This window comes from Anaerotignum propionicum DSM 1682 (assembly GCF_001561955.1).
GTDB classification, from domain to species: domain Bacteria; phylum Bacillota; class Clostridia; order Lachnospirales; family Anaerotignaceae; genus Chakrabartyella; species Chakrabartyella propionicum.
This window is the reverse complement of record NZ_CP014223.1, coordinates 1,204,243-1,220,275: the sequence shown is the minus strand read 5'-3', so window position 1 is coordinate 1,220,275 and position 16,033 is coordinate 1,204,243. Positions and strand designations below refer to the sequence as shown.

Sequence of the window (16,033 nt, the reverse complement as noted above, 5' to 3'; positions counted from 1 at the left end):
TTTATATTTTGGCTGTTTCTTTATTTCATTTTATTACTTCATCTGAGCCAAGCGTTCCTCAATCTGCGCCAACATTGCTTTGTATTTTTCACCCTTCGCCTTTTCCTCATCAATCAAAGACTTAGGTGCTTTTGCTACAAAGCCCTGATTTTCCAGCTTCTTCTCCACACGCTGAATTTCTCCCAGCATTTTATCCCGCTCTTTTTCTAAACGCTCTATTTCCTTGGAAATATCAACCAATTCTGCCAAAGGCATATAAATTGTTGCATTGGAGATTACCACTGAAACTGCATCTTCACCAATGCCTTCTCGAGTGCTTTGAACCATAACCTCGCTGGCATATGCCAAAGTTTTAAAGAACACCTTTGCATGCTCAAAAATATGGCTGATTTCTTCATTTTCAGTAACAACAAATACCTGCACCTTCTTGGAAGGAGCTACGTTCATTTCACCACGAATATTACGGATATTACGAACGGCTTCTTTTATCGTATCGATTTCCATTTCATTTTCTTTATAGTTCCACTCTTCCTTGTATACAGGCCAATCGGAAATCATGATACTTTCTTCGGCATCCTGAATGTGTAAAAACAGCTCCTCTGTGATGAAAGGCATAAATGGGTGCAACAGCTTCAACGCATTTATCAAAACGGTTTTCAGTGTCCAAAGGGCAGCCTCTCTGGTATGATCTTCCTTATTGTACAAACGAGGCTTAACCATTTCAATATACCAGTCGCAATATTCATCCCAAAGGAAATCATAAACCTTCTGGGCAGCCAGAGCCAATTCATAATGTTCCATGTTATCTTCAACTTCTTTTGCCAAAGTATTTACCTTTGAAAGAATCCACTTATCCGCAGAAGTCAACATGAGAAGTTTTGTTTCTACTTTTTCATCCAGATTCATCATAACAAAACGAGTTGCATTCCAAATTTTATTACTAAAGTTTCTGCAGTTCTCCAATCTTTCCCAATAGAAACGCATATCATTTCCGGGTGCGTTTCCAGTAATAAGCATCAAACGCAGAGGGTCAGCACCGTAGTTTGCAATAACCTCCAATGGATCAATGCCATTGCCCAAAGATTTGGAGAATTTACGACCCTGATCATCACGAATCAAGCCATGAATTAATACATCATGGAATGGAATTTCACCAATCTGCTCCATGCCGCTAAATACCATTCTTACTACCCAGAAGAAGATAATATCATACCCTGTAACCAGAGTGCTTGTCGGATAGAAGTGTTTCATCTCCTCGGTATTTTCAGGCCAGCCTAAGGTTGAAAAAGGCCATAAAGCTGAGCTGAACCATGTATCCAACGTATCTTCATCCTGTCTAAGATTTGTAGAGCCGCATTTTTCACATTTATCCGGTGTATGCTTGTCAACAGTGATATGTCCGCAGTCTGCACAATAATATGCAGGGATGCGGTGTCCCCACCAAAGCTGACGAGAGATACACCAGTCACGAATATTTTCCAGCCAATGCATATAAACCTTACCAAAGCGGTCTGGCACAAAGCGAAGCTTCTGGTTTTCATATACTTCCATTGCAGGTTTTGCCATTTCTTCCATTTTAACAAACCACTGCAATTTAATCATCGGCTCAATGGGAACATTACAGCGTTCATGACATCCTACAGCATGGGTAATGTCCTCAATACGAACTAAATAGCCCTCTTCTTTCAGCTTGGAAACAATTGCTTCTCTGCATGCATAACGATCCATGCCTGCATATTCTCCCGCCAAATCGTTCATTGTGCCATCATCATTCATAACACTGATTCGAGGCAGATCATGTCTTAGACCAACTTCAAAGTCATTAGGGTCATGGGCAGGTGTGATTTTTACAACACCCGTACCGAATTCACGGTCAACATAATCATCAGCAATAATAGGAATCTCCTTATTTAACAAAGGCAAAATACAGTTCTTACCAATTAAATGTTTATATCTTTCATCCTCAGGGTGAACGGCAACAGCAGTATCCCCCAGCATTGTTTCAGGTCTTGTTGTTGCCAATCGCAGTTTTTCCTCAGAACCTACAATGGGGTAATCAATATGATAAAAATGTCCTGCCGAGTCAACATGATTTACCTCAGCATCAGAAATTGTGGTCTGACACTCAGGGCACCAGTTAATGATTTTTTCACCGCGATAGATATAGCCTTTTTCATATAATCGGCAGAATACTTCCAGAACAGCGTCAGAACAGCCTTCATCCATGGTAAAGCGAACTCTGTCCCAATCGCAAGAACAACCTAATTTACGAAGCTGGTTCAAAATAATACCACCATATTCTTCTTTCCATGCCCATGCACGATCCAAGAATCCGTCACGACCAACATCGTCCTTGCTCAAACCCTCGGAGGCCATCTTTTGAACTACCTTTAATTCAGTAGAAATACTGGCATGATCAATACCCGGTACCCATAATGCATTAAAGCCCGCCATTCTCTTCCAACGGATTAGAATATCCTGCATGGTGTTATCTAAAGCATGGCCCATATGCAGCTGTCCTGTTATGTTTGGGGGTGGCATAACAATACAGAAGGGTTTTTTGCTTTTATCAACCTCTGTGTGAAAATATTTCTTTTCCATCCATCTTTCATAAAGCTTTTCTTCAACAATTGATGGATCATAACTTTTAGCCAATTCTTTCATAATACTCTCCTCCTAATAACTTCCTATAATATTTCTTTTCATCAAACAATGCAGTTTGTTTATTTCTTAAATATTAACGGTAAAAACTCCTATAAAAAGATTATCTATGTTTGTTATAACCATGTCCCGTCTCTTTTATAAACAAGGTTTCAATATAAATAAAATAAGATAAATTTTCATTTATATCTAGCCAATGCATTTCATTGAAAAAACAATGCATTTTATTTCTCAAAGTGTTTTCTGCTTCCTTACAGTGGTTATTCCACCTTTCAAGGATTTAAAAAAACTTTTACCAGATAGAATTATAAAAAAAAAGCTTCCATCCCTAAAAAGGACGAAAACTCGCGGTACCACCTTAATTTCTGCCCAAAGGGCAGACACTCAATAACCGATAACGGGGTAAACCGTTTTTGCCTACACAGAAATAATCCTTCAGCAAAACAACTCAAAAGCTACCTTCTGTATCCTATTTTGAAAAGGGCTTACAGCCGATGACCCTTTCTCTCTGGCAATGATCGATACATACTCCTCTTTTTCACTGTCTTTTGCAGTTTCTATATCACAAGATTTTAGTCAATTCTTTTAAATTTGTCAAGCATCTTTTTATCAAATTACCGATAAATCGGAATTATTCCACTTATAAGAAAAAAGTTGTTTTCTATGTATCCTTTTAATGAAAACAGTATACAAATAAAGGGCTTCTTTTCTCAGGTGTATTACAGTTGAAAAATGGTAAAACCTGTTGTATGATGAATGTAATATATAATATAGATACACAGAAAGGAGTGATCCTACATGCTGAACCAAAAAGATGAATTTATAAATAAAACGAACCTATGGCTTAGCTTAAAACTTGAATCCCAATTATATGCCATTGATAGTTCTTATGTTGAATCAATCTCTGTATTAGAAGAGCCAGTCAGCGTGTTACCGGATAGTAATATTATAAAACGTGGCATCATTCATTCAAGGGGAAATGTAGTCCCAATTATCGATTTAAGACCCGCATTGGGTTTAAAAACTCTTGAACAGGAACAAGATGCCTTTGATGAAATGTTAGAGCAAAGAAAAAATGACCATATTCTTTGGGTGCGGGAAATGGAACGATGCCTTTTGGAGGACGATACCTTTCGGTTGGCTACTGATCCTCATAAATGCGCCTTTGGGAAATGGTATGATGCCTATCAAACCAATAACCATTCCATTGCGTTTCACTTAAGCAAAATAGATGAGCCCCATAAAAAGCTCCATGAAACTGCTCATTTAGCTTTCGAATGCCCTCGTCAATGTGATGATTGTGAAAGAGAAAAATGCCTGCGCGATCAGCTTAAACAAGATGCACATACCTATAAAGATATTGTTGTAAGACTTTTGGACGAAACAAAAAGAATATTCCGTGAAAACACCAAAACCATGTGTGTCACTGTAAGGGATAAGCAGGACTCATTATTGGGGTTACTTGTTGATGAAGTTTTAGCTGTGGAGACAATTACAATGAAGGATTTGCCCCCCAGCTGCATGAATACCTCAGGACCTCAGCTACTCTCACATATTGGAGAAAAACAAGGTTCAGACGCCACATTTCTTGTATTAAACATGAGTGGTATTTTCAGCCTTTAGTGCTACATAAAGATCGATATTACTAGTAAGCAGACAAAACTTCTCAGGAAAAATTACTAAATTTAAGAAAAAACAGCACAATCCGTTTGGATACTGTGCTGTTTTCTTTTTAGTCTTTTTGATATCTTGAAATGTTCAAAAGCAAACCAATCATAATTGTTAAAAATAAAAGTGATGTGCCGCCATAACTGATAAAGGGCAAAGGTTGCCCCGTATTTGGTATGGTATTCGTAACAACACCGATATTAATAATCGCCTGAAATGCAATGACCGATGTAATGCCAGTGGCCATCAATGTTCCATATGTATCTTTGGCATTCATGGCAATTTTGATGCCACGCCAAATTAAAACTGCGAATAAGATAATCACGAGTGCTGCACCAATAATGCCCAGCTCTTCGCAAATAATCGCAAAAATAATATCGTTATGAGACTCGGGTACAAAGGTTTTCTGCCTGCTCTGCCCCAAACCAAGGCCAAAAATCCCACCAGATGCAACAGCGTAAAGCCCCTGAATGGTCTGAAAGCCCTTTCCTGTGGGGTCAGACCAAGGGTCTAACCATATCCTAATTCTACTTAGGCGATATGGGAATAATACAACAGCAAGAACACCTGCCGGAATAATTGCCCCCGCTCCCGCAACAAAATACCAAATTTTAGGGCTCCCGATGAACAGCATTGTCAGACCCATCAACATAATCAACAAAGCGGAAGAGAAGTTTGAAATTGCAATCAATCCTACAGGTAAAGCCAAAACCATCAGCGCCTTAAAAAACCCTCGGAAATTCGCCAAATCCTGTCTATGACTTACAATGTATTGGGAGAAATAAAGGACCAATGCCAATTTTGTAAATTCTGATGGCTGAAACTGCAACATGCCTACCCCCAGCCAACGTTTCTGCCCACCGGCCTCAATCCCAATAAAAGGCAGCAAAAGCAAGAAAACATTTGAAGCCCAATAAGCCAATAGGGCAAAGCGCTTCCAGAAACTATAAGGAATATTCATGCAAAAAACCATCGCCACGACACCCAAAACCACCCAAACACTTTGACGCTTTAGGAAAAAAAACATATCATAGTTATACTTGGCACCGGTCATGGTTGTGTAGTAGCTAGCGCTAAAAATCATTACTACACCAAATAACATCAGTGTCAACGCAACGAACATTACCGTGAAATCGAAGGAATCGGGTTTAATTCGTTTTCTTTTTGCAGTTGAACCCTTCCTTTGGCTATACCCTCTTCCCATTTCCTCACTCCGTTTCTTCCGATTTATTTAAAAGACATCAATCTAAGGTCTTAAACCTGAGGCTTTGTCTCAAACTCCACAAGGGATTTCATCCCTTGACCCTTTTCTCGAAAACTACGTTTTTAACAGATATACATTTAATATTTAATGCTTATCCTTGGAAACAAAGTTTTCCCTATTGGGTCAAGGGCAAAGCCCTTGCTTGGTTTTAGGGATAGCGTCCCTAAGGGTCTTAGCCCTTGCTTGGTTTTAGGGACAGCGTCCCTAAGATCTTAGCCCTTGCTGAGTTTAAAGTCTAAACCCCTTTACTTGCTCTTTAAACATATCTCCCCGCTGCTCGTAATTATCAAACATGCCCCAGCTGGCGCAGGCAGGGGAAAGCAAGACACAGTCCCCTTCATTGGATGATTCTCGGCAAAGATTAACAGCTTCCTCGAAAGTTTCACAGATAGAAATATCAGTGAAACCAAATTTCTCCGCAGACGCCTTAATTTGCTGGGCCGTAACACCAATTAAAACAAGATGCTTCACTCTGCCTGGAAAAAGCTTCGTCCATTCATCAAAGGATACACCTTTGTCATAGCCTCCACCAATCAAAACAATGGGTTTTCTCATGGCAAGCACAGCACGGATAGAAGCATCCGTATTGGTGCCTTTGGAGTCATTATAATAATCTACGCCATCAACTGTTGCAACATACTCAATTCTATGGGCAACGCCGCAGAAATTTTTCAAAACATCTCTGATGATAGCCATAGGCACTTTTGCAACAATAGCCATTGCCGCCGCCGCCATGGCATTCTCATAATTATGAATGCCCAATATTTGCAGGTCATGAACAGAAACTAAATTTTCCTGCATGCCATCCCAGCGAACACAAATCATATCACCATCCAGATAAATTCCCTCATTCAAAGGCTCTTGACTGCTAAAGAAAAATACCCTCGCCTTTGTTTTTGCCGCCATCTTTCGGCATACCTCATCACTATAATTTAGGATACAAAAATCTTCTTCCGTCTGATTCTCAAAAATGCGTTCCTTCATGGCAATATAATTTTCCATGGTTTTGTGACGATTTAAGTGGTCAGGTGAAATGTTCAATACTGCACTGATATGGGGAGAAAAGGTTTTTGCCTTTTCCATCTGGAAACTACTGATTTCCGCCACTACCCAATCATTTTTCGTCAACCGTGATACCTCACCACTGTAAGAAACACCAATATTCCCTACCACCGCCGTATTAGGCTTCATCGCCTGCATAATCTGCCCCACAAGGGTAGTGGTAGTCGTTTTTCCGTTTGTACCTGTAATTGCTGTCACAGGACAGGGCGTAAGAGTGTATGCCAATTCAACCTCACCAATGACAGGAATCCCTCCAGCCTCTGCCTTTAGAATAAAAGGAAGATCACAAGGAATCCCGGGGCTTAATACAATTAAATCCTGCTTTAAAACAATTTTATCTGGATTTTCTCCCAGAAAAAGGGAAATTCCCTCTTGCTCCAAAAGCCGAGAATCTTTTATTTCCTCTTGCTTTTTCATATCCTGAAGGGTAACACTCGCCCCTAGTGTATTTAAAAGCTTGGCAGCAGAGATGCCGCTTTTCGCCATACCGCAAACCAAAACTTTTTTATCCTTATAGTCCAATTTAGATTCCCTCTTTCCAAAAGTTTTCAGCAAATCAAAGTTCTTTTTTCCGCCAAATATAATCCAATATTTTATTATGAAACTACCATATTCTGCGAATTTTATGCAAAATATTAAAGCTATAGAACAATATTAATGTAAACCTAATTTTAATCTATTAATTCAGTTCTTTCAAATCAACAAATATTTTTTCTTAGAGAATCCCTCTTAAAAAATACCATTACTTCCTAAAAAACCAATTAAACAAAGCATAGCCGTGGCCACATAGAAAAGTGTGACAACCTTTGTTTCTCTCCAGCCGCTCTGCTCCAAATGATGATGAAATGGCGCCATTTTAAACAATCTTTTACCTGCGCCACATTTTCGTTTTGTCAGCTTAAAATAACCAACCTGAAGCATTGTACTGATGGATTCCAAAAGATAAATGAAGCCAACTATTAAAATAAAAATTGGCATCTTTAATATAAAAGCCGTAGAGGCAATGAATCCACCTAAGGCAAGGGAACCTGTGTCCCCCATAAAAACCTTTGCAGGATAGGAATTAAAAATCAAAAACGCCAGCAATCCACCGATAATTGCTCCACAAATGGGTGAAACGGTGCTTCCTGCCGCCCAAGCTACGACTGCAAAAAAAGCTGCCACAATTAGCGTAACACCGCCTGCCAGACCATCCAAACCATCGGTCAAGTTAACCCCATTTACTGTCCCTAGTATTGCGACAAATAAAAATGGTACAAAAAGGATTCCCATATCAATGCTTGCGCCATGTCCAAAAGGAATATATACCTCAGTGCCAATTCCGCTATAATACATATACCAGCAAAAAGCCCCTGTCACAATGAGCTGTAACAATATTTTCTGTATAGCCCGCAGTCCTAGGGAGCGTTTTTTCACAACCTTGATATAGTCATCCAAAAAACCAATAATACCATAACATACCGTTACCAAAACAATAACGGTGCCATCGATATTTCCTCTCATAAAAAATGCTGCTGCTACAGCAAATGCAATTAAAAAGGCAATGCCGCCCATAGTTGGCGTTCCTTGCTTTTGCAAATGGCTTTGAGGTCCATCATCCCTTACATTTTGCCCAAATTTTAATTTATGCAGCATAGGAATCATAACCGGACAAAGGATAACCCCTACCACGAAAGATATAATGATTGCGTATACCGCCTGTTCCAAAGACCCCACTTAGTTCACTCCCTGTATTTTTTCTACGGTTTTTTCTAATGCCATGCTTCTGGATGCCTTCACCAAAACAGCATCCCCATTTTTCAGCAAAGCCAAACCTTCGTTCCAAAAATCCTCTTGACTAGCAAAGCAATAAACCGCTTTGAGTCCACCGTCTCTTGCGCCTTGCTCCATTTCAACATTGAACTTTCCTATACAGAATAAGAGATCAATTCCTTTTTCTGCGGCATAGACTCCAACTTCTTCATGCATTTGAGATGCATATTCTCCAAGCTCTCCCATAAACCCTAAAATTGCCACCTTACGACCATCCGCATTTGCAAGAATATTCAGTGACGCCTTCACGGATACAGGGTTTGCATTATAAACATCATTTAAAACCGTTATACCGTTTTCCAGCTTCATAATATTCATGCGGTTCTTCGTTGGCACAAAATTTTCAATGCCCTCTTTTATCTCTGCAAAACTAAGACCCATCTCAAGCCCTACAGTAACCGCAGATAGGGCATTCAAGACCATGTGCTCTCCCGGCATAGGTATAATTGTATCGAGAGAACCCACGGGGGTATGAATGGTGCACTTTGTTTTTTCCATGCCCATAAGTTCCAAATGATCAGCATAAATATCTTTTTTATTGTCAATGCCAAACCAGCGCAATCTTTGAGGAAGCTTACCCTCTAACGTGCTGAGCATATCATTATCTCCATTTAAAACTGCAACGCCATCCTCCGGCATGAAATCGAACATCTCGCATTTGGCCTTCAAAATACCCTCTCTACTACCCAAATATTCAATATGAGCAACACCAACATTTGAAATCAATCCTAACTGTGGTCGCACAACTTCCGCCAATGCATGAATTTCTCCGAAATGGTTCATACCCATTTCAATCACTGCTATTTCATGATGATCCTCCAAGCGGAATAATGTTAAAGGAACACCAATATCATTGTTATAATTCCCTTGTGTCCAGAGAACATCGTGTTTTTGACTTAAAACAGAAGCCACCATATCCTTTGTTGTGGTTTTTCCTACGCTTCCTGTAATTCCAATAAAAGGAATATTAAATTTATTTCTATAATGTGCCGCCAATTTCAGCAAAGCCTTTTTTACGTCGGGAACCAAAAGCAAAACGCCGCCTTTTTTGGGCGCAATTACCTTACAGGACAAACAAGCGGCAATCCCCTTTTCAAAGCATTCCTCAATAAACTGATGTCCATCCACACGCTCTCCCTGTACTGCAAAGAATAAGCTGTCCTTTGTTACTTCCTTAGAATTCTGTGTAATATGAGAAATGGTTTTATTTAAAACTTCATCCAGACCGTCCACTGCAATTACCTGTGCGTTCGTTGCCTCAATGATTTCTCCAATGGTCATTTTTTTCATAAGCAATCTTCACCAAAAGCCTTTCGTATCTCTTCCATATCGTCAAAATGAATGGTACAGTCTTTAAAAATCTGATAGGTTTCATGTCCCTTCCCAGCAATGATAATCACATCGCCGGCCTTTGCCATTTTTGCACCTTTTAAAATCGCCTCTCCTCTGTCAGCAACTTTTTCATAGGGACAAGGTGTTTTTTTCATCCCTACTTCCACCTCATTTAAGATGGTTAGAGGGTCTTCCGTTCTGGGATTATCTGAGGTAATAATACAAAAGTCAGAGCCATTGCCTGCAATTTCACCCATGATTGGCCGTTTTGTTTTATCTCTGTCACCACCACAGCCAAAAATGGTAATAATACGTCCTTTGGCAAATTCACGAGCAGTTTTCAAAATATTATCCAGCCCATCCGGCGTATGGGCATAATCCACAACGGCTTGGTATCCTTTTTTGCTGCGAACAGCCTGAAAACGACCAGTTACCCCATGATTTTCTTGAAGCCCTGTAATAATATCTTCCATGGGAATTTCCAAAAGCAAGCATGCTCCAATGGCACCCAAGGCATTATAAACACTGAATCTGCCAGGTGTACTCAAATGGACATGATATTCTTTTTCATCCCAAAACAAAGAAAAATCCGTACCCTCAGCAGTAATTTCAATATCTTTTGCCTGTAAATCAGCGGCGTTATCAACAGCAAAGCTCAATACCTGACCAGTCGCTTTATCCTTCATAAAACTACCAGCGGCATCGTCCATATTGATTACACTTTTTTTTGCACGTTGAAATAGCTTTGATTTTGCCTCTTTATAATTCTCCATGGTTTTATGGTAATCCAAATGGTCTTGAGTTAAATTTGTAAAAATTCCAATTTCATATGAAATACCATCTACTCTATGCAAATCTAAGGAATGGGAGGATACCTCCATAACCACATGGCTGACATCCTCTTTCACCATAGTGTCCAATAATTCCTGAAGTTCTTTGGATTCAGGGGTAGTACGCTCTGTATGGAGTATTTTATCCCCAATACGATTCTCAATGGTTCCTATAACACCAACTTTTTTTCCGATATGGTCTAAAACGGACTTGATTAAATATGTGGTAGTGGTTTTTCCGTTTGTTCCGGTAACACCAACTACATGCATTTTTTCAGAAGGCCTATTATAATAATTCACCGCCATAAAGGCCAAGGCCTCACGGGCATTCTCCACCTGTACAACTGGAACTTTCCCGTCGATACCCTCAGGCATATGCTCACAAATCAAGGCAACTACACCGTTTTCCACTGCTTTCGCCCCAAACTTATGTCCATCCACCTGAAAACCGGTAACACACACAAAAACATCTCCCGCAAGAACCTTTCGGGAGTCATACTCAATTTTTTCCACTTCAATGGATAGATTTCCTTGTAATACTTTATAGGAAACCCCTTCTAACAGCTTTTGCAATTCCATGGCTGTTTCCTCCTTTGGTTAAACGATTGCCAGCCTTCGGCATATGTGAGGAAAGCTTTTGTCGTCAGTAAAAACATTTATGTAAAATCACTTCATCATTTTAATTACAATGAGCGGTAATTACAATACTTTTTCGTGTTTCATCGAATATTTTTTTCATAAATACAGCTTAGCCTATTTAATAAGATGCAAGAAGTAGTTTCTTGCTTCTTCACCTCTAAAACGATACTTTTTCAAACGAGCAAAAGATAATTCGTAAATGCGGTACCTTTTCTTAAAAATATGAAAATGAATTTTGCTTTTCATAAACAATTTAGATACAAAATTTGAAAATTGTCTATGAGAAGAAAGCACATTGGGAAAAGTATACCACATTTACGCTATTCTACCAATTATTTTTGCCATTTCTGAACTTTTCTTTCATCTGCAAAAAAAGATTTCTTTTTATTAGAATACGTCTTCTAAGTTCTTTCTAATCACTCTAAATAAACAATTACTTGCGTTCCTTTATTTATCGTTTCTCCAGAAGGGGGCAGTTGCCTTTGAACAGTTTCTCCCTCTCCACGCACACTAACGGATAACCCTTCTTTTTGTAACGAATTTTTTGCTTCCTGATAAGTCATTCCGATCACATCAGGCATAGTAGCTTGCTCCTTCGCCGCCTCCTTGGCCTCCTTTTCGCTATAAACCGGTTCAATCCCTATGTATGGTAAGGTATTTTTCATTAATTCCTGCATAACAGGACCTGCTACGGTACCTCCGTAGTAAACACCCTTGGGCTCATCAATTAAAACCAATGCCATTATTTGAGGATTCTCTGCCGGTGCAAAGGCCATAAACGACGCAATATATTTACCGCTTCTACGAGGCAGCTTTTCGGACGTAGCTGTTTTTCCACCAATACGATATCCCGGTATATAGGTCTTGCTACCGGTTCCTTGTGAAACAACACTTTCCAATATCATTTTCATCGTTTCCGAAGTTTCCTTTGAAATGACCTGTTCCCCTTTTTCATATTGAAATTCCTCAATCATATTACCGTCTTCATCGGCAATCCCCTTAGCAAAATGGGGGGTCACAAGGTTGCCGCCATTCACAATAGATGACGCTGCTCTTAGAAGCTGTAACGGTGTAATTTGAAAAGACTGGCCAAAGCTCATGGTCGCAAGCTCTACAGGACCAATGTTCTCAAGCTTGTGAATAATGCCTACCGCCTCACCGGCAAGGTCAACGCCTGTTTTTTGGTCAAAACCAAATTTTTTCATATAATTCAAAAACTTCTCTGCCCCTACCCGTTCAGCAACCTGCATAAAAACGGGGTTACAGGAGTTTTGTACACCCTGAATAAAAGTCTCCGAACCATGGGTACGAGGAAAACGCCAGCATTTAATACGTCTATCGCCAACTACATAAAATCCGTTGCAATGAAAGGTACTCTCCGGAGTTACTACACCCTCTTCTAACCCCGCCGCCGAGGTTACAATTTTAAAGGTACTACCGGGCTCATAGGTATCATTAATGGCAGTATTTCGCCACATTGCATTCAAATAATCATTTTTCTCCTTTTCCGATAGGGTGCTCCAAACTTGTGCCAGAGCATCGTCATTAATGGTAAAAGGATCATTCAAGTCAAAAAATGGATAGTTTGCCATTGCATAAATCTCACCGTTTTGCGGATTTAAGACAATGATTAGGCCATGATCTGCCCCTTTCGTCTCCACCGCTTTTGCAATCGTTTGCTCTGCATATTGTTGCAGCACCACGTCAATGGTAGTCACAAGATTTTTTCCATCCTCAGGAGGAATTCGTTCCTGTTGACTGTCAACTTCATTTCCTCTGGAATCAGTAAGGGTTAAAATCTTCCCTTGCTTTCCCTCTAAAATATCATCATATTTAGCCTCAAGGCCTAAAATACCCTGATTGTCCTTACCTACAAATCCAATTACTTGGGCGCCCATTTCGGAAAAGGGATATACCCGCTTTACATCCTCGTCCACCATGACACCGGGGATTTCTGCCTTTCGGATCTCCGCCGCCAGCTCACTGTCAACCTTGGTTTTTATCCTAACCAAAGCCACTTTCTCCTGAACCTTTTTTAAAACAGTCTCATAATCCAAACCTAACTTTTCTGCCAGATAAGAGGCGGTTTTTTCTTTATCTTTTACTTGCACTGGAATAACACTAACAGCATTTACCGTTTCAGTCAACGCAATTCCCACACCATTCCTATCCAAAATACTGCCTCTTTTCGGCATAATCAGCCTATCTCTTGTTTGCTGTTCATAAGCCAGTTCCTGCCACTGCTGGGAACGGAACAGCTCAATATAAATAATTCTGCCGAGCAATAAAGTAAAACCAAACATTGCTCCAAACAAAAATACCAGCAGCTTTTTTTTAACCCCTATAGGTGGTCTTTCCATGAAAAACACCCCTGCCTTCTCCATTTATAAAAAATATATGGAAAAAACAGGGCGTGTATGCGTTTAATTCAGAAAGACATGTCTTAGGTTGTGAAAATACAGCGCAAACCGTATTCCCATGATTTAAAAATATTTCTGTTTTTGTAATGTGTACCCATATTATCCACCTTGAGACGGATTCTTTTTGTCCTCAGTCTTTTTTGTGAGCTGTATTTTGATTTCTGTGCCCTTCGCGGCTGATACACCATATTTAGGGTTTTGGGAAGAAACAACTCCGTCAGTTTCCCCCTCAAAAACCACTTCAAATCCGGCCTTTGTCAGAGCTGCCGTTGCATCTTCATAGGTTTTACCAACGACATTTGGCACAGACGCTGCCCCTGTATCCTTTTCAGATCTTTCCACATAGAGAATGATTTCACTACCCTTTTCCACTTGTGTACCACCCTTAGGTACCTGATTTGTAATGGTATTGCCTGTACCCACTACTTTGTAGGTTAATTCTTTTCCATCCAAATCAGACACAACATCATAAGCTGAACTGCCAACATAATCAGGGAGCTTCACGGTTGCCTTTGTTGTCAATGCTGAGGCATTTTGCGCTTTTTCCGTTGGTTCCAAATTTTTGTATTTAATAATTTTCTCCATCAAAGACTTTGTCATAGGGGCAGTGCTTTGCACTCCATCAACATATGCCTCAGGAAGGTGAATTACCGATAGGATAATATACTTTGGATTTTCAGCGGGGAAATACGCCATATGGGTCAATGTCCAAAGGTCATCTCTATCTCTGGAGCCCTGTTCCGCAGTACCAGTTTTACATCCAATGGAATACCCGGGAATCTGAATTTTTTTACCTGTCCCTTCTTCTACAGTTGCCTTGAGTGCAATGCGCAAATAGTCAGATGTTTCTTTGGAAATAACCTGACGAACAACCTCCGGTTTATTTTCATATGCAACATCACCATTGGGATCAATCACCTGAGAAACAACGTAGGGTTTCATAATGTTACCCCCGTTTATTAAAGCAGAAAATGCCGAAATAATTTGAATCGTGGTACAGTTAAATGTCTGGCCAAAGGAAATGGTAGCCAATTCTGTGGGGCCAATGCCTGATAAAGAGTGAAGCACTTTTGAAGCATCTTCTTCACCGGGCAAATCTATACCGGTTTTTTTACCAAAACCAAACTCCATTTGATAGCGATATACTTTCTCAGCCCCAAGCTTCTGGGCAATCTGAATGATACCTACGTTACAAGACTGTGCCAAAATATCTTTCACATTTACAGTGCCATGGCCGGTTCTTAAATGGCAGTGAATTGGCGTACCACTTACATCCATAGAGCCACCGCAATAAAAGGTTGTTTGTGGGGTAATCACCCCTTCCTCCAGAGCCGCCGCCGCCACCAAAGGCTTATAAATGGAACCTGGTTCATACGTACTGCTGATGCTAAAATTTTTCCACATGTTATTTAAATATTCCATCTGCTCCTTGCTACTCTTTGCTTCCCATGCAGTCTTAAATGCAGGGTCGGTTTCAGTCTGCAAAGGAGTTCCTGGCTGATTCAAATCGAATGGGTTGGATTCGGCCAAAGCAATGATTTCCCCTGTATTAGGATCCATCACAATAGAAGCAATATGATCAGCAGGCCATTTGGCAGCAGTCTCTGCCACAGCATCTTCGGCATACTGCTGAATGGTGTAGTCAATGGTGGTGATTACAGTATCACCATCTTTGGCAGGATAGTCCTGATAAGAAACCCCATCAGCACCATCGTAAAGAATAAAAGAGCGTCCCGGTGTGCCAACCATATAATCACCGTATTTTCCTTCAATGCCCCATTGGGCATCTCCTCGGATGAAACCCAACAAGTGACACCCTAACGTTTTCAGAGGATAAGAGCGTTTTGTTGTCTTCTCGTAATAAACACCCTTTAATTTTAAACCCTCCAGCTCCTCTTTTATGGAACGATCAACCTCTTTCACTAAGTATTTCCAGTGGTTTGGCAAGTTTATTTTTCCTGTCGTAGGATTTACGGTAATGTACCCTTTTAAAGTTGCATAGTCCAGTTCAGGAAATTTCTGGCATAATGTCGTTAACGTCTTTTCTTGCTCGGCTTCTTTATTTTCTGCTAAAACCAAAGGGTCAAGAACCACATTATAAACCGCCGTTGAAATTGCCAGCACTTGCTCGTTTCGGTCGAGGATGCTCCCTCTGTTGGCAGCAATGACTGAATCATAACGGTTAATCTGCTGATTTTTTGCAGCTGCCTCATACTCTTCTCCATGAACTGCCTTCAGATAAACAATTCTGCCAAAAACAGTTGTAAATACTGCCATAAACACAAAAAGAATAAAAGCAAATTTACCGTTTGCCTTTATTCCTGATGTTGTTTTTTTCATCATGC

The 16,033-nt window shown here is 40.1% G+C and carries 9 protein-coding genes and 1 other annotated feature; of the genes, 1 reads left to right on the top strand and 8 read right to left on the bottom strand.

What is annotated here, in order from left to right; all coding sequences use genetic code 11:
* Window positions 1–33: 33 nt before the first annotated feature.
* The gene (locus CPRO_RS05835) at window positions 34–2,664 is read right to left on the bottom strand and encodes a valine--tRNA ligase (protein ID WP_066048984.1); all 2,631 of its coding nucleotides are present in this window, start codon (window positions 2,662–2,664) and stop codon (window positions 34–36) included.
* 327 nt (window positions 2,665–2,991) lie between these two features.
* Window positions 2,992–3,212, bottom strand: a binding site (T-box leader).
* A 247-nt stretch (window positions 3,213–3,459) separates the two neighbouring features.
* Between CPRO_RS05835 and CPRO_RS05830 the strand changes: the two genes are divergently transcribed.
* Window positions 3,460–4,284, top strand: a complete 825-nt coding sequence (locus tag CPRO_RS05830; protein ID WP_066048981.1) for a chemotaxis protein CheW — start codon at window positions 3,460–3,462, stop codon at window positions 4,282–4,284.
* A gap of 109 nt (window positions 4,285–4,393) precedes the next feature.
* Here CPRO_RS05830 and ftsW read toward each other — a convergent pair whose 3' ends face one another.
* From ftsW to CPRO_RS05795, 7 genes are all read right to left on the bottom strand, one after another.
* On the bottom strand, window positions 4,394–5,533 hold the full coding sequence (gene ftsW, locus CPRO_RS05825) for a putative lipid II flippase FtsW (RefSeq protein ID WP_082754244.1): 1,140 nt from the start codon (window positions 5,531–5,533) through the stop codon (window positions 4,394–4,396).
* 288 nt (window positions 5,534–5,821) lie between these two features.
* Window positions 5,822–7,177, bottom strand: coding sequence for a UDP-N-acetylmuramoyl-L-alanine--D-glutamate ligase (gene murD, locus CPRO_RS05820; protein WP_066048978.1), 1,356 nt, complete (start codon window positions 7,175–7,177; stop codon window positions 5,822–5,824).
* 207 nt (window positions 7,178–7,384) lie between these two features.
* Window positions 7,385–8,371: a phospho-N-acetylmuramoyl-pentapeptide-transferase gene (gene mraY / locus CPRO_RS05815; RefSeq protein WP_330383874.1), complete on the bottom strand. Its 987-nt coding sequence runs from the start codon at window positions 8,369–8,371 to the stop codon at window positions 7,385–7,387.
* Entirely contained in the window at window positions 8,372–9,757 is a 1,386-nt protein-coding gene (locus tag CPRO_RS05810; RefSeq protein ID WP_066048975.1) for a UDP-N-acetylmuramoyl-tripeptide--D-alanyl-D-alanine ligase, read from the bottom strand. It abuts the gene before it with no gap.
* Window positions 9,754–11,208, bottom strand: coding sequence for a UDP-N-acetylmuramoyl-L-alanyl-D-glutamate--2,6-diaminopimelate ligase (locus tag CPRO_RS05805; protein WP_066048972.1), 1,455 nt, complete (start codon window positions 11,206–11,208; stop codon window positions 9,754–9,756). The genes CPRO_RS05810 and CPRO_RS05805 overlap by 4 nt, the downstream gene beginning before the upstream one ends.
* A 476-nt stretch (window positions 11,209–11,684) precedes the next feature.
* On the bottom strand, window positions 11,685–13,628 hold the full coding sequence (locus tag CPRO_RS05800; protein ID WP_066048970.1) for a penicillin-binding transpeptidase domain-containing protein: 1,944 nt from the start codon (window positions 13,626–13,628) through the stop codon (window positions 11,685–11,687).
* A 159-nt stretch (window positions 13,629–13,787) separates the two neighbouring features.
* Window positions 13,788–16,028, bottom strand: coding sequence for a penicillin-binding transpeptidase domain-containing protein (locus CPRO_RS05795; protein WP_066048968.1), 2,241 nt, complete (start codon window positions 16,026–16,028; stop codon window positions 13,788–13,790).
* Between the last annotated feature and the right edge of the window lie 5 nt (window positions 16,029–16,033).

Bases quoted from the DNA above. Each gene is read 5' to 3' on its own strand.
- CPRO_RS05810 (WP_066048975.1), bottom strand. From the start codon at position 9,757: ATGAAAAAAATGACCATTGGAGAAATCATTGAGGCAACGAACGCACAG.
- CPRO_RS05835 (WP_066048984.1), bottom strand. From the start codon at position 2,664: ATGAAAGAATTGGCTAAAAGTTATGATCCATCAATTGTTGAAGAAAAG.
- CPRO_RS05795 (WP_066048968.1), bottom strand. From the start codon at position 16,028: ATGAAAAAAACAACATCAGGAATAAAGGCAAACGGTAAATTTGCTTTT.
- CPRO_RS05830 (WP_066048981.1), top strand. From the start codon at position 3,460: ATGCTGAACCAAAAAGATGAATTTATAAATAAAACGAACCTATGGCTT.
- ftsW (WP_082754244.1), bottom strand. From the start codon at position 5,533: ATGGGAAGAGGGTATAGCCAAAGGAAGGGTTCAACTGCAAAAAGAAAA.
- CPRO_RS05805 (WP_066048972.1), bottom strand. From the start codon at position 11,208: ATGGAATTGCAAAAGCTGTTAGAAGGGGTTTCCTATAAAGTATTACAA.
- CPRO_RS05800 (WP_066048970.1), bottom strand. From the start codon at position 13,628: ATGGAAAGACCACCTATAGGGGTTAAAAAAAAGCTGCTGGTATTTTTG.